The 22,127-nt window shown below is 58.4% G+C and carries 20 protein-coding genes; 2 read left to right on the top strand and 18 right to left on the bottom strand.

Annotation, left to right across the window (positions count from 1 at the left end; genetic code table 11):
* Nucleotides 1-712: 712 nt before the first annotated feature.
* The 13 genes from A8C75_RS19225 to A8C75_RS19285 form a co-directional block, all read right to left on the bottom strand.
* Nucleotides 713-1,579, bottom strand: coding sequence for a cache domain-containing protein (locus tag A8C75_RS19225; protein WP_067385948.1), 867 nt, complete (start codon nt 1,577-1,579; stop codon nt 713-715).
* Nucleotides 1,580-1,640: 61 nt separating this feature from the next.
* Complete coding sequence (locus A8C75_RS19230; protein WP_067385950.1) at nt 1,641-2,765, bottom strand: acyl-CoA dehydrogenase family protein; 1,125 nt, start codon at nt 2,763-2,765, stop codon at nt 1,641-1,643.
* A 29-nt stretch (nt 2,766-2,794) separates the two neighbouring features.
* Nucleotides 2,795-3,595: a crotonase/enoyl-CoA hydratase family protein gene (locus A8C75_RS19235; protein WP_067385952.1), complete on the bottom strand. Its 801-nt coding sequence runs from the start codon at nt 3,593-3,595 to the stop codon at nt 2,795-2,797.
* A complete protein-coding gene (locus tag A8C75_RS19240; protein ID WP_067385955.1) occupies nt 3,592-4,665 on the bottom strand; it encodes an acyl-CoA dehydrogenase family protein in 1,074 nt (357 codons plus the stop codon). Before A8C75_RS19240 ends, A8C75_RS19235 begins: the two co-directional genes overlap by 4 nt.
* Before the next feature lie 2 nt (nt 4,666-4,667).
* Nucleotides 4,668-5,816, bottom strand: a complete 1,149-nt coding sequence (locus A8C75_RS19245; protein ID WP_067385957.1) for an acyl-CoA dehydrogenase family protein — start codon at nt 5,814-5,816, stop codon at nt 4,668-4,670.
* Nucleotides 5,817-5,914: 98 nt separating this feature from the next.
* Nucleotides 5,915-7,222 carry an amidohydrolase family protein gene (locus A8C75_RS19250; RefSeq protein ID WP_067385959.1) on the bottom strand — a complete coding sequence of 436 codons (1,308 nt, stop codon included), beginning with the start codon at nt 7,220-7,222 and terminating at the stop codon, nt 5,915-5,917.
* Between the two features lie 196 nt (nt 7,223-7,418).
* Entirely contained in the window at nt 7,419-8,693 is a 1,275-nt protein-coding gene (locus tag A8C75_RS19255) for a cytochrome P450 (RefSeq protein ID WP_067385960.1), read from the bottom strand.
* Between the two features lie 158 nt (nt 8,694-8,851).
* On the bottom strand, nt 8,852-9,355 hold the full coding sequence (locus tag A8C75_RS19260; RefSeq protein WP_193788204.1) for a carboxymuconolactone decarboxylase family protein: 504 nt from the start codon (nt 9,353-9,355) through the stop codon (nt 8,852-8,854).
* 25 nt (nt 9,356-9,380) lie between these two features.
* Complete coding sequence (locus A8C75_RS19265; protein WP_067385962.1) at nt 9,381-10,556, bottom strand: thiolase family protein; 1,176 nt, start codon at nt 10,554-10,556, stop codon at nt 9,381-9,383.
* Nucleotides 10,553-11,458 (bottom strand): 3-hydroxyacyl-CoA dehydrogenase, encoded by a 906-nt coding sequence (locus A8C75_RS19270; protein ID WP_067385964.1) that lies wholly within the window; start codon nt 11,456-11,458, stop codon nt 10,553-10,555. The genes A8C75_RS19265 and A8C75_RS19270 overlap by 4 nt, the downstream gene beginning before the upstream one ends.
* On the bottom strand, nt 11,448-12,326 hold the full coding sequence (locus A8C75_RS19275; protein ID WP_067385966.1) for a fumarylacetoacetate hydrolase family protein: 879 nt from the start codon (nt 12,324-12,326) through the stop codon (nt 11,448-11,450). The genes A8C75_RS19270 and A8C75_RS19275 overlap by 11 nt, the downstream gene beginning before the upstream one ends.
* Nucleotides 12,326-13,402 (bottom strand): amidohydrolase family protein, encoded by a 1,077-nt coding sequence (locus A8C75_RS19280; protein ID WP_067385969.1) that lies wholly within the window; start codon nt 13,400-13,402, stop codon nt 12,326-12,328. The genes A8C75_RS19275 and A8C75_RS19280 overlap by 1 nt, the downstream gene beginning before the upstream one ends.
* Nucleotides 13,403-13,721: 319 nt before the next feature.
* Nucleotides 13,722-14,453 carry a TetR/AcrR family transcriptional regulator gene (locus tag A8C75_RS19285; protein WP_067385971.1) on the bottom strand — a complete coding sequence of 244 codons (732 nt, stop codon included), beginning with the start codon at nt 14,451-14,453 and terminating at the stop codon, nt 13,722-13,724.
* 178 nt (nt 14,454-14,631) lie between these two features.
* On the opposite strand from A8C75_RS19285, the gene A8C75_RS19290 reads away from it, so the two are divergent.
* Entirely contained in the window at nt 14,632-16,263 is a 1,632-nt protein-coding gene (locus A8C75_RS19290) for an ATP-dependent acyl-CoA ligase (RefSeq protein WP_067385973.1), read from the top strand.
* A 144-nt stretch (nt 16,264-16,407) separates the two neighbouring features.
* Here the strand turns inward: A8C75_RS19290 and A8C75_RS19295 are convergent, their stop codons facing one another.
* Nucleotides 16,408-17,208: an SDR family NAD(P)-dependent oxidoreductase gene (locus A8C75_RS19295; protein WP_067385975.1), complete on the bottom strand. Its 801-nt coding sequence runs from the start codon at nt 17,206-17,208 to the stop codon at nt 16,408-16,410.
* A gap of 105 nt (nt 17,209-17,313) precedes the next feature.
* Here A8C75_RS19295 and A8C75_RS19300 point away from each other — a divergent pair, with 105 nt between their 5' ends.
* The gene (locus tag A8C75_RS19300; RefSeq protein WP_067385977.1) at nt 17,314-18,075 is read left to right on the top strand and encodes a DUF2889 domain-containing protein; all 762 of its coding nucleotides are present in this window, start codon (nt 17,314-17,316) and stop codon (nt 18,073-18,075) included.
* A 34-nt stretch (nt 18,076-18,109) separates the two neighbouring features.
* Here the strand turns inward: A8C75_RS19300 and A8C75_RS19305 are convergent, their stop codons facing one another.
* The 4 genes from A8C75_RS19305 to A8C75_RS19320 all read right to left on the bottom strand — a co-directional run bounded on the left by A8C75_RS19305 (nt 18,110) and on the right by A8C75_RS19320 (nt 22,042).
* The gene (locus tag A8C75_RS19305) at nt 18,110-18,685 is read right to left on the bottom strand and encodes an aromatic-ring-hydroxylating dioxygenase subunit beta (protein WP_067385979.1); all 576 of its coding nucleotides are present in this window, start codon (nt 18,683-18,685) and stop codon (nt 18,110-18,112) included.
* A 56-nt stretch (nt 18,686-18,741) separates the two neighbouring features.
* Nucleotides 18,742-20,139: an aromatic ring-hydroxylating dioxygenase subunit alpha gene (locus A8C75_RS19310; RefSeq protein ID WP_067385981.1), complete on the bottom strand. Its 1,398-nt coding sequence runs from the start codon at nt 20,137-20,139 to the stop codon at nt 18,742-18,744.
* Between the two features lie 174 nt (nt 20,140-20,313).
* Nucleotides 20,314-21,291 carry a fumarylacetoacetate hydrolase family protein gene (locus A8C75_RS19315; protein WP_067385983.1) on the bottom strand — a complete coding sequence of 326 codons (978 nt, stop codon included), beginning with the start codon at nt 21,289-21,291 and terminating at the stop codon, nt 20,314-20,316.
* 49 nt (nt 21,292-21,340) lie between these two features.
* Nucleotides 21,341-22,042 (bottom strand): SDR family NAD(P)-dependent oxidoreductase, encoded by a 702-nt coding sequence (locus tag A8C75_RS19320; RefSeq protein WP_067385986.1) that lies wholly within the window; start codon nt 22,040-22,042, stop codon nt 21,341-21,343.
* Nucleotides 22,043-22,127 lie beyond the last annotated feature (85 nt).

Raw genomic sequence — 22,127 nt, forward strand, 5'->3', positions numbered from 1 at the left:
TTCGCAAGCTTGATAGCCGTCAGGACAAGCACAATGGTCTATGCGCAAACCCCTTAACAATCGCAGATATCAGCGTCAGTTATGCACTCTTCCTAGGGGAAAACCTCTACAGTACCGCCCACGGCTAAACACCTCAGGCGCGAGACGACCTGGCACAACTATTAACTCGGTGGACAAATAGGTTCCCTCCTTATTTGTCCGTCACGCCAGGAAAACGGGCGCAAGTGCATGGACTTGCTGGTTTTTCTGGCGTTCGCATTGGCCTGCGGCCAATGATGAAGCATCCCTGCTTCATGTTATTAACCCGCCGGGTTAATAAAAGCGCCTCTTGGCAGTCAAAGCCCTCTGCTCAGCCGATAGCAACTTTTACCATCAGGCGGTTACTGAAAGCATATGCAGTAGTGGCTCAATGAGACAGAAACAGGCAAAACAGCGGCATTTAGGGAGGATATAACCAGACGGTAACGGGAATTTTCGCGGCGTCAAAAACGCGAGGGCATGAGAACAACAGTGGGATAATCAGAAAAATAACGAGCAGCGCCAGAGAAAATAGCCAAGGCACCATAACCGCCGACCGCCAGGGGATTAAGTACGCTGCTGTCAGCCCGAACAAGCGAGGTCAACACAGAGAGATATGGCTCACTGGAAAACTGAATCCTTATCCGGCAGGCGTTGCGCCTGCACGGGTAAGCGGATGGACGACAGCCGCAGCTCAGCGCGGCTTTTGGTAATAGCCCACCGCAACCGCATAATCACCGACCTTGCGTATCAGGGTGTTCTTTGTCTCGCTACGCCCAGTCATCGGGTTCCCCCACAGGTAGGTGAGTTCACCTTCGCCTTTGCCGTTGACGATCTCGAGCATCTGTTCGCCTATAGGCGCATGGTCGACCGACTGCACAGCTCGAAAATCCGTGCCAACCATTCTCAAATTATAACCATGCGCAACATAGCGTTCTGTTCGCAGGTCGGCGACGAATACATACAGATCATCACGAACGAACTGCGCATCCAGGCTGTTGATACGTTTGAAGGCTTGCTTAGGATTCTCGGCCACGGCAGCGGCAGCCCGATCCAGCAGAAGCTGTGCCTCTTGCGGACTGGCGCGCGGCAGGTAATAACCAACGGCAAAGACGCGTTCTCCCAGGCGCCGAAAGAACACATGCTTGCGTTCGACCTTACCGTCCTGCCAGTTCATCCAGCGGTATTCGGCGCTGTGCACCGCATCGCTGTCCGGCAGGTTCAACGCCTCCTGAAAAGCCGTATTCAGCTCATCGTTGAGTGCGCTGCTGATATTGCGCCCGACCAGATTAACTGAGGGCCCACCGCTGGCCAGCATCACCCCCGCGGTATCCACAACATAGACGTACAGCTCGCCGTCAATGAACTCGCCCTGGCGACTGAATGCAGCCAAAGCCGCATCGCCATTTTGCTTATAAAACTCAACGGCCTTGTGCAACAGCTGATTGGCCCGCTCAGCCTCAACCGCGTAGCCCTCTGCAGGCGCATCCTGGGCAAAAACTGACGGCAGAAAAAACAGCCCCACAAGCAGTAGTAAAGCATTGCGAAAAACAAGCGACATAATATGTCCTCAAGTGCTCACCTTGCCTGTGGCGTTGTGTTCAGGGCCGGCGAATAGTGTTTTAAAGGTTACGACCGATGATTTCCTTCATGATTTCCGAGGTCCCGCCGTAGATGCGGGCGACCCGCGCGTCCACCCAGGCACGGCTGATCTTGTACTCGCTCATGAAACCATAGCCGCCATGCAACTGGAGAAACTCGTCAAGCAACTTGCCCTGCATTTCCGAGCCTAGCAGTTTGGCCATGGCCGCGGTATCTGCCGGCAGCTCGCCGCGCATTACCTTGTCCAGACAGTCGTCGACAAACACGCGCAACATGGTCGCTTGTGCCTTGGCCTCGGCGAGCTTGAACCGGGTGTTCTGGAAGTCCAGCACCGGCTTGCCGAATACCTTGCGTTCACGGGTGTACTCGATGGTTTCGTCCAGCAGGGTATGGATCGACTGCGCCGCACGAATGGCAATGATCAGGCGCTCCCAGGCCAACTGGTGTGTAAGGTACTTGAAGCCCTTCCCCTCCTCTCCCAGACGATTGCTCGCCGGCACCCGCACTTCGTCGAAGAACAGCTCGGCGGTGTCCTGGCCCTTCAAGCCGATCTTTTCCAGCAGACGCCCCTTGGAAAAGCCTTCGCGTTCCTCCTCGATGCAGATCAGGGTCAGTTCCTTCGCCGCCGGATCAATCTTGGTCGCGGTCACCATAAGCCCGGCGTTGCCACCGTTGGTGATAAAGGTCTTTTGTCCTGAGACAATGTAATCATCACCGTCACGGCGGGCCAGGGTACGCATCGAGCGCAAATCGCTGCCAATGCCTGGTTCGCTCATCGCAATCACCCCGATCAGCTCGCCACTGACCATGCGCGGCAACCACTTGAGTTTTTGCTCTTCGCTGCCGTAGGCCACAAGGTAGGGCGCGACTATCTCCGAATGGGTGGTGAAACCCACAGCGGTAGCGTTAGCCCTGGCCAGTTCCTCAATCATCACCGCCGAGTGGCCGAAGTCACCACCTGAACCACCGTACTCCTCTGGCACACTCGAACACAGGAGCCCAAGTTCGCCGGCCTTGAGCCAGACGTCTTTGGGCACTATGCCATTTTTTTCCCACTCTTCCAGATGCGGAACAATTTCGCGATCTACGAAACGCCGCGCCATGTCGCGGAACATATTGTGGTCTTCTCGGAAAACAGCACGCATAGCTATCACTCCAAATTCGGTTGGTTAACTCAACGGTCCTGGTAGTCAGGCTTACGCTTGTCCATGAAGGCGACGACGGCCTCATGGTGGTCTTCCGCATGATGGGCCAGCGACTGATAGGCGGCTGACAGCTCCAGCAGCGAATCCAGACGCATGTGCTGGCCTTCGCGCAACAGGCGCTTGCACAGGCGCAGGGCGTGGCCGGGGTTGCTGGCGATACGCTGGGCCAGAGTCTGTGCCTCGTCCAGCAGGGTTTCTTGACTACAAACCTGCTCCACCAGTCCCCAGTCCAGGGCCTTGGTGGCATCAATGGTGTCACCGGTGAAGGCCATGAGGCTGGCCTTGGGAATACCTATGATGCGCGGCAACAGCCAGGCACCACCGTCGCCAGGCACGATACCCAGGCGAACGAAACTTTCTGCGAACAACGCCGAGCTGGATGCCAGACGGATATCACACATGCAAGCCAGGTCAAGACCTGCACCCATTGCCGGACCATTGACCGCTGCAATGACCGGGATATCCAGCTCGTACAGCGCCAGTGGAATGCGCTGGATGCCGTCGCGGTAGTTATTGCGCAGTTCATAGGGGGAGCCTTCGAAGATACCGCCGCGCTCGCGCATATCCTTGACGTTGCCACCGGCACAAAAGGCACTGCCATTGCCCGTGAGCACCATCACCCGCACCGAGTGATCACGGCGCAGCTCGGCACAGAGATCTACGAACTCTTGAATCTGCTCAGGAGAAGTCAGTGCGTTACGCGTATGCGGGTGGTTCATGCGCACGGTGACGATGCCGCCATCGCGCTCTATCTGCAGGAAGGAACTCATGCTGATTTCCTCTCTGGAGCAGACAGCTGCTGACACGCATGACCGGTCAGCAGCGCCCAGTAGCCTTCGCCACCGCCGTCACAGACCATCTGACCAATGCGCTGACTCCACAGGCTCGCCGAGCCATATTCACTGCGCCAGGCCCAAAGGCGCCGGGACAGCAGATGCAGCGGGTATTCCTGGGTAAAACCGATGGCACCGTGCACCGAGTGGGCTATAGCCGCGCCAGCACTGGCGGCTTCCGCCGTGCTGACCTTGGCGGCGGCGATGGTGAAGCTAGCAAAGTCCGTATCCGATTCTGCAAAGGCGGCTTCTGCAGCGATACTGGCCGCTGCCGCTTGTTCGGCAAACACCGCCAGCTGCTGCTGAATCGCCTGGAAGGCCCCGATCGGGCGACCGAACTGGGTGCGCTCACTGGCGTATCCGGAGGTCATGTCCAACAGGGCATGCAGAGCACCCGCGATCTGCGCCGAACGCAGCAGTGCACCGCCCAACTGCAACACCTCCACCGAGAGTGACCCGGGCAGAGGCGCACAGGCCAGAACCTTGGCACCACTAAAGTGCAGACTGTCGCGCGGCTCACCGGCCACATTGAGGCTCAATGTCTGGCTGGCAGCAGTTTCAGTCGCAAGCAGCACCACGGTCGGCGTCGCGCTGTTGCGATCGGCAATGGTCACCAGAGTTGCTGCATGCCGGCCCCAGGGCACGTCATGCAGACTCCCATCCACGGCGCCATCACGCAGGCTCAGGTTGGCCTCAGCTGCGAAACTAAGAATACCGGTCTGGGCCTCAATCCCAGCCTTGCCAAGCAGCCAGTTTCCCAGCATGGCCTCGCCCAGCGGGACAGGTGCGGCAAAACGGCCCAACGCACGGGCCAGCACGTAGAGATCAGCCCAGCCAATCTCGGCCCCTCCCAGGGATTCCGGCGCTGCAGCCAGCGTGAAGCCGGATTCTTCAATAGCTGCCCAAAGTTCGGCCGGCCAGTCGCCGCCTTCACAGCTGAGCACGGTTTCCGGCGTGGCAAGGTCGGTCAACAGACGTTCAATGGTCGATTCGAATATTTCTCGCATAATTATCGCAACCCCATTCCGCGCGCGATGATGCCGCGCAGGATTTCGCGGGTGCCTCCGCGCAATGAAAAAGACGGTGCCATCTGGGTCAGATAAGCCAGCACCTGAGCATGCTCAGTACCGCCCTGCTGACGAGGCTCGGCCTCCAGCAACAGCTGCGCAACCTCGGGAATTTCCTGTTCAAACAGGTTACCCAGGTCCTTAACGCAGGAGGCAGCCCAGGCCGGATGTTCACCCGCCGCCAACTGTGCCGTCACCGACAGCGACATATTACGCAGGGTCAGCAATTTGGCGCTGAGACGGCCGATTTCACGGCCCTGCAAAGCGTCGGGATGGCGCCCAATGGCACTGATCAGGGTCTTGAGCAGCTCGATACAACTGAGGAAGCGCTCAGGACCGCTGCGTTCAAAGGCCAGTTCCGCCGTTACCTGATCCCAGCCCTTGCCTTCAGTGCCAACCAAGGCATCGGCATCAAGCTGGACATTGTCAAAGAACACTTCATTGAAATGCTCACCGCCCGCCAGATCCCGGATCGGCCGGATGGTGATTCCCGGCAGGCTCAGATCGACGATAAACTGCGACATGCCCTCGTGGCGTGCGGCCTGTTTTTCGCCGGTACGCACCAGGGCAATCATGAACTGCGCATGCTGGGCATTGGTGGTCCATACCTTCTGCCCGTTAAGCAGCCAGCCGCCGTAATTACGGCTAGCCGACGTCTTGATCGAGGCGAGGTCGGAACCGGAATTGGGTTCGCTCATGCCGATACAGAAGTAGCTTTCGCCACGACAGATCGGCGGCAAATAGCGCTCGCGCTGAGCTTCAGTGCCAAAACGGTTAATCAAAGGACCACTCTGACGGTCCGCGATCCAGTGCGCCGATACCGGTGCACCCGCCGCCAGCAGCTCCTCTATGATCACATAGCGGGCAAAGGGCCCGGCGGCCGCGCCACCGTACTGCCGAGGCAACGCCATGCCGACCCAGCCGCGTGCACCGAGCTGGCGGCTGAAGGCTGCATCAAAGCCCATCCAGGACTGTGCCCTGGAGGTGGCCGGGTATTCGCCGAGATGGTCCTGAAGGAACGCCCGCACCTCGTGGCGAAGTGACTCTGCCTCGACGGGAATTGTGCTGTAAGTAAATTGAGTGATAGACATGAGTGCTCTCTAAACTGGGCACGAAGCCCGGTCACCATGGGCGACCGGGCACGCGGCTACCTGCTCTCCCGCCACAAAACAGCGGGGGGGATTAGGCCTTAAAGCGCAGTACCGGCGTCTGCCTGTTCGAACATCGCATTGATGTCGCCCGAGGTGACCGCCTTGCCGTCATTGCGTCCGTGATCGGCACCGCCCAGACCCAGCGCAGGCTCGGTCTTGACGTGGGCAGCCTGTGCTCTCAGGGCACCTACGGTGCAATTCTCGCGACCATGAATGGCGAACGGATCGAAGGAGAACTCTCGCATCGCATTGAGGTGGGTCACCTTGTCGACGGTTTCCTTCGACAGGTGCTGCAGCCCTTCCCAGGCCGTTTCAGGCGAGTGTGGCCAGGTGCAGTCGGAATGCGGGTAGTCGCTCTCCCAGGTAACCATGTCTTCGTTCATAAAGCTCAGGTTTTGCAGGCCAAACTTATCTTCGATGAAGCAGGTGACGAAGTGCTTCTTGAAAATATCGCTGGGCATCTGCCCATCGAAGTTGGAGTTGGTCCAGGCATTGTGGTGACGGTGAGTGAAGTCGGCACGCTCAAGCAGGTAAGGAATCCAGCCAATGCTGCCCTCGGACAGGGCCATGCGCAGATTGGGGAATTTCTTCCACATCGGCGCCCAGATCCAGTCAGCCGCAGAGTTAGCGATAGAGATCGGCATGGTAGTGATCCAGGCGTCGATCGGCGACAGGTCTGAGGCATGAGTTGCCTTAACCCCGGTGCCGATGTGGCAGCAAATCACAACATTGTTGTCCGAGCAGGCTTTCCACAAAGGATCCCAGTAGTCGCTGTGGATCGACGGATAGCCATGCACAGCCGGATTGTCCGACAAGGACACAGCATGCACGCCCAGCTTCGCGAGGCGATTGACTTCAGCGGCGGCGGCCTGCATGTCCCACCAGGGCACCAGCATCAGAGGAATGAATCGACCAGGGGCTGCATTGCACCAGTCATACAGGTGCCAGTCGTTATAGGCACGGATGGCAGCCAGCGAAACATCACGATCACTGTGTACCTGGAAGCGCTGACCGGCAAAGCCGGGAAAAGTCGGGAAGCACATGGAGCCGAGCACACCGTTGGCATTCATGTCGTCAACGCGGTCCTTGATGCTCCAGGTACCACGGCGCATCTGGTCATAGCCCAGCGGCTCCATGCCGTACTCTTCCTTGGGCCGACCCACGACCGAGTTCAGGCCCATGTAACCGGTGGCCTGCTCCTCGAAAACCCACACATCACGTTCGCCGCTCTTAACGACATGGGGCTCCCGCCCCTTGAAACGCTCAGGCATATGACGAGCAAAAGCATTTGGTGGCTCAATCGCGTGATCATCAACGCTGACCAGGATCAGATCTTCAACCTTCATTATTATTCGCTCCGCTAACGGGTTTTCTTTAAGTGCTTCGATCATAGAGCACGATCAGACTTAATATAAACACATTTTTAATTTATGTTCAATAAGCATCCGGAGAGCTTGGATATCACCAGCCCAAACCGCCCCTGACGGGCGGCACCAAGCCCGCGTGCAGACTGAGAAAGCCCCACAGGCCCCGGACGCTGGCTCAGTCCCAGATCACATGTACCTGGTGTGGGCCGCGCAGTTGCGCGCCTACAATCTCAGGCGCAGGCTTGGCTGGGTCGAGACGGATATTGGGCATCAGATCCAAAATGGCGTTAAGCGCGCACTGAATTTCCGTCTTGGCCACGAACTGGCCAATACACATGTGCGGACCGAAGCCAAAACCGAAGGAGGGCCGAGCGCGTCGGTCGATATCGAATACATCGGCCTTATCAAACGCATCTTCGTCCCTATTGGCCGAGGTGACGATGCACGAAACCATGGCCCCCTTGGGTATGGCCACCCCGCGAATCTCGGTGTCCCTGGCCGCCTGGCGTACCTTGAAGGTCGCTACCGGCTCGTAGCGCACCGCTTCGTCGATGGCCTTGGACACCAGGCTACGATCGTTGCGCACACGCTCGAGCACCGCTGGATTCTGCAGCAGCAGCGTCATCAGGGTGCCAAAGGTTCGGGTTGTGGTTTCACTGGCGGCGGGCAGCAAGGACCTTACGAAAGTGGCAATCTCATGATCATCGAGTGATCGCCCCTCGTGTTCCGCCCGAATTAACCGGCAGATCAGGTCATCACCCGTAGCGCCCTCAGCGCGACGTTCCTCAACCACCACCTTGACCACATCATAAAGCGCCTGGGCAGCCTCCATCGCCGCACCACGCGCGGCGGCGGCCTTCTGCGGATCCACCTGCGGGCCCGCCAGAATCGCCAGAGCCCAGGCGGCATACTTCTCAATTTCCTCCGGTCGATCTTCCGGGAAGCCGATCAGCGAATAAATCACCCGAATCGGAAAATGCAGGGCAAATTCCATAAGGTCCGCAGCCTTACTCTCGACCATGGGTGTCAGGTATTCCTCGCGAATAACCCGGTCAATCTTGGTTTCCTTCCAGCGGTTGACGGTCTCGGGCATGAAGACGGGCTGCAACAGGTTACGGATACTCTTGTGCGCTTCACCGTCCATCGCAGTGAGAATCAGCCCGTCAAAGAACGAGCCCAACCCCTCAGCAATAAAGCCGCTGGTGAAATTGGTGGCGTCACGCATAACAGCCATGACGTCGTCGTACTTGAACAGCGTGAAGGTCGGCCTATTGGGATCAAGCCCCGCGATTGACGGCACCCCCATGCTCGCCATGAAATTACCTTCAAGCACCGGACTCTTCTCTCGCATCTCGCGATACACGGCATGCAGATCAATATCGCTGCCACGGTAGTTACTCGCCACGTTGGCGAACACCTGCTCCAAATTATCATCAGTTGGGGCGGACATAGTCGTCTCCTTATTGTTATACGGGGTCGCACTCTCGGCCCCACGGAGCCCTGCGCTGTGCTAGAAGGCATAGCACCGGCCTTAAGATTATGAACACTTTGTAGAACTATGCTCATTTAACTGAAAAACCAAGGAACTAGTGCTTAGAAGCCACGGCCTCAATAGGCCTGCAGGACATAGGTCAGGCGCCCACCAGCCAGCATCAGCCCACAGAACATGCTGATCTCAGCGACCTCTGCGGGGGTAAAACACTCCGCCAGACGGGCATAGTGCTGGTCATCGATCGCCTGGTAATTACCGGCAAAAAGTTCGGCGAAAACCAGCGCCGCCTGTTCTGCCGGCGTGAAGCGATCGCTATCCAGCGACAGGCAGGCGATGTCCTCTTCACTGACAGTGTCAGACTTGCGGGCCAGCTGACACGCCTGGCATGTAGTGATGCTGGCAACCTTCAGCCGCAGCAGTTCCCGCAGGCGCTCGCTCAACAAGCTGTCCTGATAGAAGCGCTCCAGCAGCTCCAGCCATGCCAAGGCGATGGGCGGGCGATTCGCCCAGGCCTGAACCGGCCTGGGTGAACTCAGCATCTGGCTTCCAAGGCCACGCTCGATTGCCCCACGCAGTTCCGGTGGTATTGCATCCAGCGGTATCAGGGGAACCCGGGCCATGCTCAATACTCTCCCGCCGACATTATCAGTCGATCCGTTCAATAATGGTCGCCGTGCCCATGCCGCCGGCACAGCAGATTGCCTGCAGACCATAGCGGGCACCCCGGCGCTCCATCTCGTTCAACAGGCTCGTCAGCAGGCGGGCGCCGCTGGCGCCGAGCGGGTGACCAAGGGCAATGGCCCCGCCGTTCACGTTCAGCCGCTCGTGCGAAACGCCGGTCTCGCGCATCCAGGCCAGGGGCACGGATGCGAAGGCCTCGTTGACCTCGAACAGATCAATGTCATCCAGCCGAAGCCCGGCGCGGGCCAACACCTTGTGGGTCGCCGCGATGGGCCCGGTAAGCATCAGCGTCGGATCGGCGCCTACAGTGGTAAAGGCACGGATACGCGCCCGGGCCTTGAACCCCAGACGCTGCGCCGTCTCGGCCGACATCAACAGCAAGGCCGCGGCACCGTCGGATATCTGCGACGAGTTGCCCGCCGTGATCCGCCCCGTTTCAGGGCGAAAACTGGTCTTCAGGGTCGACAGCTTTTCCCGCGAACTGTCGCGGCGAATCGTCTCGTCCGCCAGCAAGTCGGCCACAGGTTCAGTCAGCGCTTTCTCCCGCAGTGCCTCGACGGGAACGGGTACCAGTTCATTGGCGAAGTAGCCGGCGTCTGCCGCCCGGGCCGCGCGCTGGTGACTGGTGAAGGCGTAATCGTCCAGCTCATCGCGGCTGATGGACCACTTGTCGGCAATGCGCTCGGCAGCCTCACCCTGGCTGGTAAGCTCGTACCTATCCGCGGCCATCCAGCCAAAAGCGTCGCCATGGATTTCGCGATTGCTGCCCATGGGCACCCGGCTCATGTTCTCGGCACCGCCGGCCACGACAATATCTGCCGCACCCGCAGCGATGACCCCGGCCGCCACATGTACCGCCACTTCACCGGAGCCGCACTTGCGGTCCAGCGTCAGCCCCGGAACCGTGACCGGCCAACCGGCGCCCAGCAACGCCGTGCGAGCGATGTTGGCAGACTGCTCACCGATCTGTGTCACGCAGCCAAAGATCACATCGTCAACCTTTTCAGGCGCCAGGCCAACGCGTTCGACCAGCGCCTGGAGCACCAGGGCACCCAAGTGATCGGCACGCACCCCGGCGAGACTGCCTCGAAAACGGCCGACAGGCGTGCGGACGGCATCAACAATAACGACGCCCGTCATAGCGCACTCGCCTTGAGGCCGGAATCAGGCACCTGCTTTCCGTCCTCGTAACGGTAAACCCCGTGTCCGGATTTGCGACCCAGGCGACCGGCGGCGACCATTTTGATGATCAGCGGACAGGGGCGAAATTTTTCACCCAGCGACTGATGCAGATATTTCAGCACTGACAGACGCGTGTCCCAGCCCGTCAGATCGCCCAGCTCCAGCGGCCCCATAGGGTGGTTAAAGCCCAGGCGCAAAGCAGTGTCGATATCCTCGGCGCTGGCGGTTCCTTCCTGCAGCATGTACATGGCTTCGTTGCCCAGCAGCGCAGACATGCGACTGGTGGTCAGGCCGGGGGATTCATTGACCACAATAGATGTCTTGCCCATGGCATCGCACAAGGCTCGCGTGCGCACCACGGTCTCATCGCTGGTGGCCAATCCGCGAACCATTTCTATCAGCTTCATCTTGTGCACGGGGTTAAAGAAGTGCATGCCAATCACCCGCTCGGGGCACTTCAATGCCGCAGCAATCTCGGTCACGCTCAATGCCGAGGTGTTGGTGGCGATGATTGCGTCTGGCGCAAGCAGCGGCTCGGCCTGAACCACAACCGCCTTTTTCACGGCAAGCTGTTCGGACACGGTTTCGACCAGGCAGTTGGCGCCGGTTGCCGCTTCGCCGAGGTAGCTGCAGGTGGCCAGGCGCGCCAGAGCAGCCCCGGCTGACTCGGCGCTCATCTTGCCAAGCCTGACGCCATCATTGAGAATTTTTTCAATGCCGTCCCTGGCGCGCGCCAGGGACTCGACGTTGGTATCGACCAGCACCGTATCAAACCCTGCACTGGCAAAGCCATGTGCGATACCGGTGCCCATCAAACCGGCACCGACGACTACAATTTTTTCTTGTTTGTTAGTGGTCATGTTTCGCCCCCTGTTGGCTGCTGGACTTTTCGCTCACGACATTACGCAAGGTTCCGATGCCCTCGATTGTGGCTTCGACGACATCCCCTGGGTTGAGGAACAGACCTGTGCCCATTCCCACACCCGCAGGTGAGCCGGTGAAGAGGATGTCGCCGCAGGCGAAACTGGAGCGCTGCTGGACAAAGCTGACCAGTTGACCCACATCCCAGGTCATCTCAGTGGTTGAACCATCCTGACGGATGTCGCCATTCACCTTGAGGGTCAGGCGCAAGCCGGGTGAACCCGCCGGAAATTCGTCCTTGGTAACAACCCAGGGGCCCACACCGGTAGTTCTGTCCTGGCTCTTGGCGGCGAACAGATCCATGCCGATACCCGCAGGGCCGCTGCGCTGCAAATCGCGGGCGCTGACGTCGTTGCCCACGGTATAGCCCAGCACGCAGGCAAGGGGATCTTCCAGATCCACATCGGAATTACCGATCACCGCCACCAGCTCAACCTCATGATCAAGCTCTGCGGTCAGCGGTGGATAGCGAATCGGATCATTCGCGCCAATCAAGGCACCGTAGGCCTTGAGAAAGGCCACCGGTTGCGACGGCGCAGACAGGCCAAAATCTTCCGCCAGATGCTTGGCATAGTTCGCGCCCGCCACGACCACCCTGTTCACCGGCGCTATGGGTGGCAACAGCCGCACCTTGGACAGCGCCAGGGTTACATCGGAAAGGCATAACGCGCTTATTCCAGCACCGCCGGCAACCGCGGGCGCCCAGCTAGAGAACTCACCCTCTATAGGGTGCACTTCATCTCTGTCTGGATCGACCACCGCCCAGAACGGGTCGGTCTGATTGTATGAGCAACGCGCAAGCTTCATCAGACATCCACCTTGCCTACTTTTGCCGGATCCAGATGCAGCAGCTCGCAGGCATTTTTCCAGCGGATCTTCTGCAGATCTTCATCCGACAGGTGCAGGCCGTCGGTAAGGTCATGGCGAACGGCATCGCTGCCGCCAAAGTTGGACCCGTAAAGCACCCGGTCGGCGCCGATTACATCAACCATTGCCTGGCGCATCGGCAGCTCGTGCAGCTCCACGTCAAAGTAGAAGTTGGACATATACTCCAAGAATGGCTTCTTGTTGTTGTACAGGTCCAGATTCGGGTTGGTCTGAGCCATGCGCCCCAGCTGGTAAGGCACGAAACCGCCCCCGTGGGTAATGTACACCTTCAGATTCGGGAAACGATCCAGCACACCACCATTGATCAGGTACCAGAAGCACTTGGTCTCATCGTAGTTCATGCCGACTATAGCAGTGGTCTCGTAACGATCGGTATTGGCCTCCTTGCCCCAGGTCACCGACTGGTTATAACCATGTACGAAGATGGGCACATCAAGATCGCAGAGCGCCTGCCATACAGGATCCAGCTCAGGCGAGTCGTATTCCATGCCACCGAAATTGGAGCCACCGGCAACCAGACCTTTGGCGCCAAGTTCCGTAACGGCGCGACGAATTTCCTTGGCCGCTTCATGCGGTACGTTCAACGGCGCATGGGCCCAGAACATCAGGCGATTGGGCGCCTTGGAGCAATAGTCGGCCAGTACATCATTGACCGTGCGGGCAAAGGGAACGGCAAATTCAGCCTCGGCCCAGTACATGTAGCAGTGGCTCGGGACCGACAGCACCTGGGCATCCTGGCCCGCGGCATCCATCGCTGCCAGACGGTTGCTCGGGTCACGCCACTTGGCCATGTATTCTTCAACGTTCAGTGTCTCACCGCGCGCATGCGCCTCGCGCAGCGCCTTTTTTCGCTCCGGGGCACCAAGCGACAAAATCCAGTCACCCACACGCAGCTTGATGTCGCCATCGGGCTGGGCTTCAAAGGCCGGCCCCCAATAGGGATGCTGGTCATAGTAATCAGGATGGGGAGCATGGGCGTGCAGGTCGATAAGCATGTTCAGAACCTCGGAAAGTGGCACTTTTTGTGATTATGGGATGCTGGTTTTGTGGCCCGGCAGACACGGCCAGAGCAACTGAATATGCGCCTGCCAAACCCGCATCTAACCCAGAGCATAAAATCAATTTGATCAGAAATCAAAATTCTGTTCATTTTATTTCGTGGAATGCTCAAAATCACATGCCTGAGCCTTCTCGCAGGCACAGCGGGGCCGGGATGCTTTTTGCCATCAAAACGTGCTTAGGACTGGAAAGGTGTAGCGGGAATGCACTTGAGGCCCTCAGTGTCTGAAGGCCCTGCGCACTCGGGAGAAAGCGTCAGCGACGCGAGCGGGAGGAGGAACCTGCAGTCAGAGCAACGATCAACTTTTTGACCCTCACCGGCAAAAGGCGCCGGCTACCGCCTTCCGGCACGAGCAATTCGCTCAACACATAGCGGATAATCATTTCACAAATCAATTCACGATCGAGCTTGGCGCCAAGACGGGCATCCCACTCGTCGAAAACGATGTCGAGCTGATCCTGAAAGCGCACAATTGAATCGTGAAAGATGCGTCTAAAGAAGCTCAGTGCATAATCGGGCGCCACCACCAGAAGGCGCCGGGCTCGGCTTTGCTCAAGATAAGTGTCCAGATAGGCGATCAATGCGTTCAGTCGCGCCTCAGGATCGGTGATATCACCGAGAACCTCTGTCAGAGCGCTGTGGAAGCTGTCGCGCTTGTGCCGGGAAAAGGTATCCAGCAAGTCGTCCTGAGAAGAGAAATAACGGTAAAAAGTTCCGCGTGAAACCCCGGCCACCTGGCAAAGGTCAAGGATCGAAATGCGGTCAGCTCCGGAGCGCAGCACCACCTCTTCAGTGGCCGCCAGAATATTGGCAATGGTCTCTTCCGAGCGCCGATTCGGTTTCACCTGACCGCCGTTCCTCGATGTCACAGCATTTTTTTTCGCGACTTTCTTGCCGGCTGGCAGCGCCTTTACGGCCCTGGATGACTTTTTGCTGACAGGCGCAGCAGCCCCGGTTTCTTCAGGTCTGGCGGCGGATTTTGGCATCGATTGCAATCCCTAGAGTTAAATAAAAAACAGACTATCACATGACTTGAGGCTATCTTTCACTTTCTGTTCAACTTTTTCCTAAAGACATTCGACTAATTTCTATTTAGAATTGCATTCCAACATCAAAATAATATTCGCATCCCATTGATGGGAGAGCCACCAAAGGAGGCAAGTCATGAATGGTATCGGGAATCCGGAGACATGGGCAGTCGGTGAAAATGACACGGTTATCGCAGCATTAGATCGTGCAGTAGCGCGGCATCCAGAGAGAGTCCTGCTGGACTTTAGCGGAAAACTGTACACATATTCAGATGTTGACTCACTATCGACCAAAATGGCGCACTCCCTGGCCAGCCTCGGGGTTAAGCCGAACCATACTGTGCTAACCATGCTGGACAACAACATCGATGCTGTCATCTGCTGGCTGGCAATCAACAAGCTATGCGCCGTCAGCGTGCCGATAAACACTGCGCTCAAAGGCGAGTTCCTGCGCCACCAGATCGCCGATACAGGGACGCACCTAGTCATATGCGAGGCAGGCTACCTGACACGCATGACCCCCCTCGCCGATCAGCTCAGTGAAGTGACTCAGATACTTCACCGCGGCGCACTGGAGCAGCCCGCTGCTTGCAGCATTCCGATCGCCGCCCTCGATGCCTACCGCGGCACCGATGCAACGCCTCTCTCCAGCAAGCCGCAGCCGTCGGACCTCGCCTGCCTGATCTACACATCCGGAACGACCGGGCCTTCAAAAGGCTGCATGATTAGCTACAACTTCATGTGTAATCTGGCTCGCCTGCAGCTTCGTGCTGGCCCGGCCACCGAAGACGACGTAACCATCACGCCGCTGCCCCTGTTTCACATGAATGCCCTGTGCGTCAGCATCATCGCCAGCATTATGGTGGGCGCTCGAGCAGCGATACTGCCGCGCTTCTCGGTGTCCGGCTTCTGGCCGGAGGTCGAACGATCCGGCGCCACCATTGCCTCTATTCTCGGCGGCATGGGTGGCCTTCTGGCCCAGGCGCCGGACAACGATGCCATGAAACGCTGCGTCGGCCAGATCCACACCGCCCGAGGCAACCCCTATACCGAGGAAACCAAGAAGATCTGGCGCGAGCGTTTCGGTACGCCGCTGGTTGGCGGAAATGGCTACGGCCTCACCGAAGCCTGTGTCATAACATCCCTGGCAGCGGGTGAGTACGCCGCGCCAGGCTCGTCAGGCAAGCGCATTCCTGACTTCGACGTGCGCATCATCGATGACAACGACCATGAGCTGCCGGCTAACACGCCCGGGGAAATCGTAGTTCGCCCGCTGCGCCCTGACATCATGTTCCAGGGCTACTGGAAGCGCCCGCAAGACACAATGAAACTGATGCGCAACATGTGGTTCCACACCGGCGATATCGGCAAGTTCGATGATGAGGGCTTCTTCTACTTTGTCGACCGCAAGAAGGACTACCTGCGCAGACGCGGCGAAAATATTTCCAGCTTCGAGATGGAAGCAGCCTTCGCTGTGCACCCCGCCCTGGCCGAAGTTGCGGTGCATGCAGTGCCCTCGGACAAAGGCGAAGACGATGTCAAGGTCACAGCCATACTGCACGATGGAGCAGAGCTCGCGCCGGACGAGCTGTTCCATTGGGCGACCGACTCGGTGCCTTACTATGCCCTGCCCCGATACATCGAGTTCCGTACCAGCCTGCCAAAAAATCCCCAGGGCCGCATATTGAAATACCAGTTGCGCGATGAAGGAAAAACCGCCGACACCTGGGACCTGGAAGATACTGACATCAAGGTGGCGAAGACCTAAGACAGTATCCATGCCGCGAGCACGCAGCTCGCGGCAAATGTGATGCTGGATCCGTAAGGACGCTGGATACGCAAAAAGGGTTGCACGCTAGCGTGCAACCCTTTTCTGTTCTGCTTGGTTCTACCCGCGCACTACAACTGTGGATCAGTACTCCCTGGCAGGAACGTCTGCAGGACGCGAGTTATAACCCGGCAGATGCAAGCCACCGTCCACATGGATGGTTTCTCCGGTCACGAAACGCGACATCTCGGACGCAAGGAACACCACCACCGGCCCGATATCCTCTTCCGGCTCACCACAACGCCCCAGGGGCCGCAACGCCGCCGAGTGCTCAGCGAACCCGGGATTCTCCGCGGCCAGCTTGTGAAAGGTCGCGCCCATGGCTGTCGGGGCTATAGCGTTTACCCGGATATTGAAGCGCCCCCACTCTGACGCGGCGCTGCGCGTTAAACCCACCACGGCCGACTTGGCAGCGTTATAGTCGCCATGCAACCAGGCCCCCACCTCGGTATCGATCGAATAGAAGTTGATGATCTTGCCACCACCGCGCGCCCGCATGTGCGGCAATGCTGCCTTCATCGTCCACCAGGCCGCCCAGACAGTGGAGTTCAGGGTTTTCTCGAGCATGGCATCGGTCTTGTCCTCCAGCAGTACGTTCGGTGTCGGCGCGAAGGCATTGTTAACCAGAATATCCAAACCACCAAACTGATCGACCGCCGCCTGGATCGCCGCATCTATATCACGCTTGCTGGAAACGTCGGTTTTTATGAACAGCGCCCGGGCACCCAGTGCCTGTAGCTCTGCGGCCACAGCCCTGCCACTTTCCACATCAAGTTCGGCAACGACCACGGCCGCCCCCGCCTTGGCGAAGCTAAGTGCTACGCCCCGTCCAATACCACCACCGGCGCCCGTGATCAGCGCCACCTGCTCGTTCAGCAGTCCCATAGGGAACTTCCTCTTGTTTTATGTATACAGTTTCTGTTTTTATGTTTAAATACACTCTAGCCTAAGGTTCCAGGTATGCATAGAAAACTGTAAGGGTAACTAGAAATGAGCACCTTTCACCGCCGAGTGGACATCACCTCGTTACAGCATCAGACTGCAGGTACAGTGCGCGCCGCGCTGGAAGACAACTTCCACCATTTTCGTGTCTGGGTACGCCACTATGATCGAGTGCTCACCGCCATCGGCGGCGAAGCCTTGCGCTACCCCTACTCCGCCTGCCCAGAGGCCACCGATCAGCTGCAACAGCTGGTCGGCATGCCACTTGATGCAATTGCCCATTCGGTAACACGACAGGTCGATGCACAACACCAATGCACTCACCTGCTCGATCTGGCGGGGCTGGCTATCGCAAATGCCGCCAGGCAGACAACCCGGCGCCGGTACGACATCCAGATTCCTCAGCGGGTCGACGGACACACCAGCGCCAGGTTGCTGCGAGATGGCTGCGAGCTGCTCACCTGGGAGCTGAAGGATTCAGTCGTCCAGGCCCCCGATCCCTATTGCAACATCAACTTGCGCCAGGGCATGGCGCGATGGGCACTGGACACTCTGCCTCATGAAGAGGCGGAAGCCGCATTGTTGCTGCGACGCTGCACGCTCATATCCCTGGGTCTGGAGAAAAATCTCGACGCCCAGGTACACGCGTCCAGCACCGGACTCTGCTACAGCCAACAGCCCGATCGGGCCGCCATCGCAGCAAGAATAATAGGGTCAACCTGGAACTTCAGTGAGCGGCAGCCAACACTCTGTGCCGACGACCAGCTCTGGCTCAGCCAGTTGACCCTGAGCCCTGCCGGTTCCGCCTGAAGGCGGCTCCGGCAGTGCGCGCAGGCCGTTCCTGTTAAAGGAATACCGCCAGGTTAGGTGTGCCCAATACGGCCTGGTCGATGATGACCTCCCGCCGCGCCAACTTGAAGCCGTCCTCGCAGACCCGCAACAGATCCCGGCGCTCGCCACTGATGATGTCGACGTGGTGATCCTTGAAGCGGTTGCGGGTCAGCAGCAGATAGCTGGTCACCACAAACTCGTCAGCCTTGGCGGTTTCCTCGACAAAGACATTGGTCACAAGACGACGCGTGCGCGACGGCGGATCCTCGGCCCAGGCGCTCTTGCCAGACAGGCGAAGTATGCGCCCCATGATTGAGCGATAGTCGTCATGATAATGCTGCACGCTACGCACGATACTGGCCGACTGCTCCGCCTGCACACGGGTATGCCGCAGCGGTACTGTATAAACCAGATCAGTGGCCAGACGCTCGCTCCATTCCTGTAGCCGAATCTGATCCAGCAGCGTGGCTTCCTCATACAGAAAAGTCACGACCTGGTTGTAGATATCCGAACCCACGGGGACACGCTTGATGCCAACCGGTGAACCCGGCTGGATCTGCGTGGAATCTCGTTCTTGAACTTGAGCCATAAGAAAACTCCCTGAAGCTAATTGTTATGACAGAGAAACAAGGGGGGAATGAGCGATCAATCTTCCGCCATCATCAGCTCATGCCAGTACAACCACCAGTGCCACTGGGTATCGTCTTTGGTGAAGCCTTCGTTGACAATACCTGGTCCCGGCCAACCCTCAGGTGCACCGGTTTCAAAGCAGGCTTGATATTTCAAGGTGCTCTTACGCCCCATAGCGCCCTTGGCGGACAAAGTCATGTGCGGCCAGGTATCGGAGTCGTCCTGCTCAACCATACCCGAGGTGCCAAACAACTGGATGGTCTGCTTGAGCATCTTCTCGCGCAGTTCGGCCGGCGCATCCTTCTCGGCAAATATCCAGTTAACGAATTCCAGCTTGTCCGGCCCATGCGGCACATAGGCGTGCAGCGTCATGGAACCGACCACCGAACCATCGGGCTGCGGGATATAGACAAAACCAAAGAGTATGTTGGGGAACATACCGCCAACCTGCGGTGGCATGGTGGTCAATACCTGTAGTTGCTCATCACTAAGATTGCGTGCCAGCTGCTCGACCATTTCACCGGTCATGCCGGCCGGAGGCAGGGCATCGAGCTTTTCCTGGACCGACAGTTCGGCCGGGTCAAGCCCGGTGAGACGCTTGATCTTGCGGGCCAGGTCGATGCAACGTAACGCATGACCATGGGGCGAGCTGATTTCCACACCGATCATTTCCGGACTCAGGTCAGTCCCCTCGCCCTCGCCCTCGCCTTTCTTGGCATAGTTGCCCACTTCGCCGAGCCAGCGGTGCAAGGTCAGTGTGTGGAAGCCGTCGGCAGCCGACTGCTCTCCGGCAGTTTTCCAGTTGGCATTGACAATAAAGCGCTGCGGCGGACCGAGCACTTCCATGCCCTTGTCGCTGCGACAGAACAGCATGTCGTAATACCATTTGGCGTCACCGAGGAACTCCTCGAAGGATGGCCCCTCGATATTCCAGGTGGCGAAAATAAGACCTCCGTAGAGCGTCGTGCGCGCCTTTCGCAGACCCAGTTCTTCCTTGGGCGTCATCTTGCCGTGCATGCACTCGCGCTCGATTGGCGAACCGATGAAGTCGCCATTGGTACGGAAGGCCCAGCCGTGATAGATGCACTTGTGGATCTGAGTGTTGCCGCAATCGGCAGTGCTAATACGCATGCCGCGGTGCGGGCAGACGTTGAGGGATACGAAGACTTCGCCCTCTTTGCCTCGGGCGACGATGACCGAGTCCGAGCCCAGATCGCGCACGATGAAGTCCCCTGAATTGGGGATCTCCGACTCATGTCCGAGCAGAATCCAGGACTTGCCGAAGATTTTTTCCATCTCCAGCTCATAGATTTCCCGATCGGACAGCACACGCATCTGCACTTCTCGGGTCGAGGGGTAAATCAAATCCGAAACCTTGGTTCCGTCGGACAACACAGGGCTTTTTGTTAGCATAATTGTCTCCTGTTAATGGCACAGAGTGTATGAAGCCAGGGTAAATATAAGACACTTTTACCAATAATGTATATCTTTATAGCTTTTCATCTGCGAGAACCTTTGCGATCTCACACCTGGGCCCCTGCTCTGCCTGCCCCGGCGGGCATTCCAGAGCAGGGAGCGCTCGGGTCATCAGACGCGGGTACGCAACACGCCGATACCGTCGATTTCCAGCTCCACCAGATCACCGGGTCTCAGGTAGCGCAGCTGTTCCAGGCCACAGCCATTACCAACCGTACCCGACCCCAGGAACTCACCGGGATAGAGGGTTTCGGAGCGCGAGACATGGGCAATGACATCCTCAAACTGCCAGCGCATGTCACGGGTGTTGCCGCGCCCCCACTCCTCACCGTTAACCCGCGCCACCATATTCAGGTCGTAGGGGTCACCCAGCTCATCCGCTGTCACCAGACAGGGCCCCATGATATTGCCGGTGTCGAAATCCTTGCTTTTCGCAGGACCGAGCATCCCTGGCATCTCCCTGGCTTGAGCATCCCGGGCACTCATGTCATTGAAAATGGTGTAGCCGACAATATGCGAGCGCGCGTCCTCCCGACGGATATCCTTGCCACGCTTGCCGATGTAGCAACCGAACTCCAACTCGAAATCCATCGCCTTGCTGAAACTTGGCCACTGGAATTCATCATCAGCGCCGATAACGGCGAAGCGATTGCATTTGTAATAAATTGGCTGGCGATTGAAGGTATCGATAACGCGATCGTCGGCCCGGGTATTCATCGCCCTCAGGGTCGCTTCCGGGTCGGGCGTCTGCAGCGCACGGGCGCGGCGTGCAGCGGCGAAGCTCTGGCGCAAATGCAACTCGAAGCACGAACAGTCCCGCATCTGCGGCGGAGGCTGAATCGGCGCCCGCAGCTTGACCGCCGAACGCTCCAGCACGGCATCAGCCGGCGCCCGGGCCACCAGGGAGCGGGCCAGATCGAGCGCCGCATCACCGGACTCCACCAACGCCAGAACGCTAGCGAGCTGGGGGCTATCGCCGCCTTTCAAAGTACGGTAGGCCTGCTGCAGGTCAAGCACGGCCTGGTCGCTGTCGATCAGTACACCGGCTCGCTCGAAACCGGTGTCATCAGCAAAGGTTACGAGTCGCATCAGCTATCGACTCCCATAAAAACGAGCGAGCAGGACCTGGATACGCGCTTCATACGCGCCCACTCACAGGCAGGCAGGCCCCCGTGATCACCGCGGCCTCGTCCGACAGCAGGAAGGCAATAACGCCGGCCAAAGCCGCCGGCGATACCCAACGGCTGGCATCGGCTTCCGGCATGTCGGCGCGATTGGAAGGGGTGTCGATGATGCTGGGCATTACTGCATTGACCGTCACGCCCTGATCCTTGACTTCTTCGGCCAAGGCTTCGGTTAAACGCGCCACGCCGGCCTTGGAGGCCGCGTACGCGCCCATACCCTGACCCGCCTTCAGTGACGCCAGGGCACCGATGTTCACAATGCGCCCTGCAGGTGAGGCCAGCAGGTGCGGCAGTGCTGCCTGACAGCTGACCACTGCCGTCTTCACGTTCATCTGGTACATCCGGTCCCAGGTTTCCAGGCTACCGGCTTCCAGGGTTTCCCAGGCAAAGCCACCGGCGACGTTCACCAGCCCATCAATGCGACCGAAGTGCTCGGCAACCTGTGCCAGTGCAGCCTTGGCCGACTCGGCAGAGGTCAGATCAACGCCTCCCAATGACAGTAGGTTCTGCATATCGAGCAAGGATTTCGGGGCTTCGGCACGGTCGAGCAACGCCACGCGCGCGCCGCGCTCCAGCAACGATTGCCCAAGAGCGCGGCCCAATACGCCGAAACCGCCGGTTACGATGACATTCTTGCCTTGCAGAGACTGGGACATAGGTACAGATCCTCTTGTTGTTTTCAGTTCGACCATAGCCAAGCATGGCCAGTCAGACGCTAGAAATATGACACTTTTCAAAAAT

The sequence above is a fragment of the Marinobacterium aestuarii genome (assembly GCF_001651805.1).
In the GTDB taxonomy this organism is placed as follows: domain Bacteria; phylum Pseudomonadota; class Gammaproteobacteria; order Pseudomonadales; family Balneatricaceae; genus Marinobacterium_A; species Marinobacterium_A aestuarii.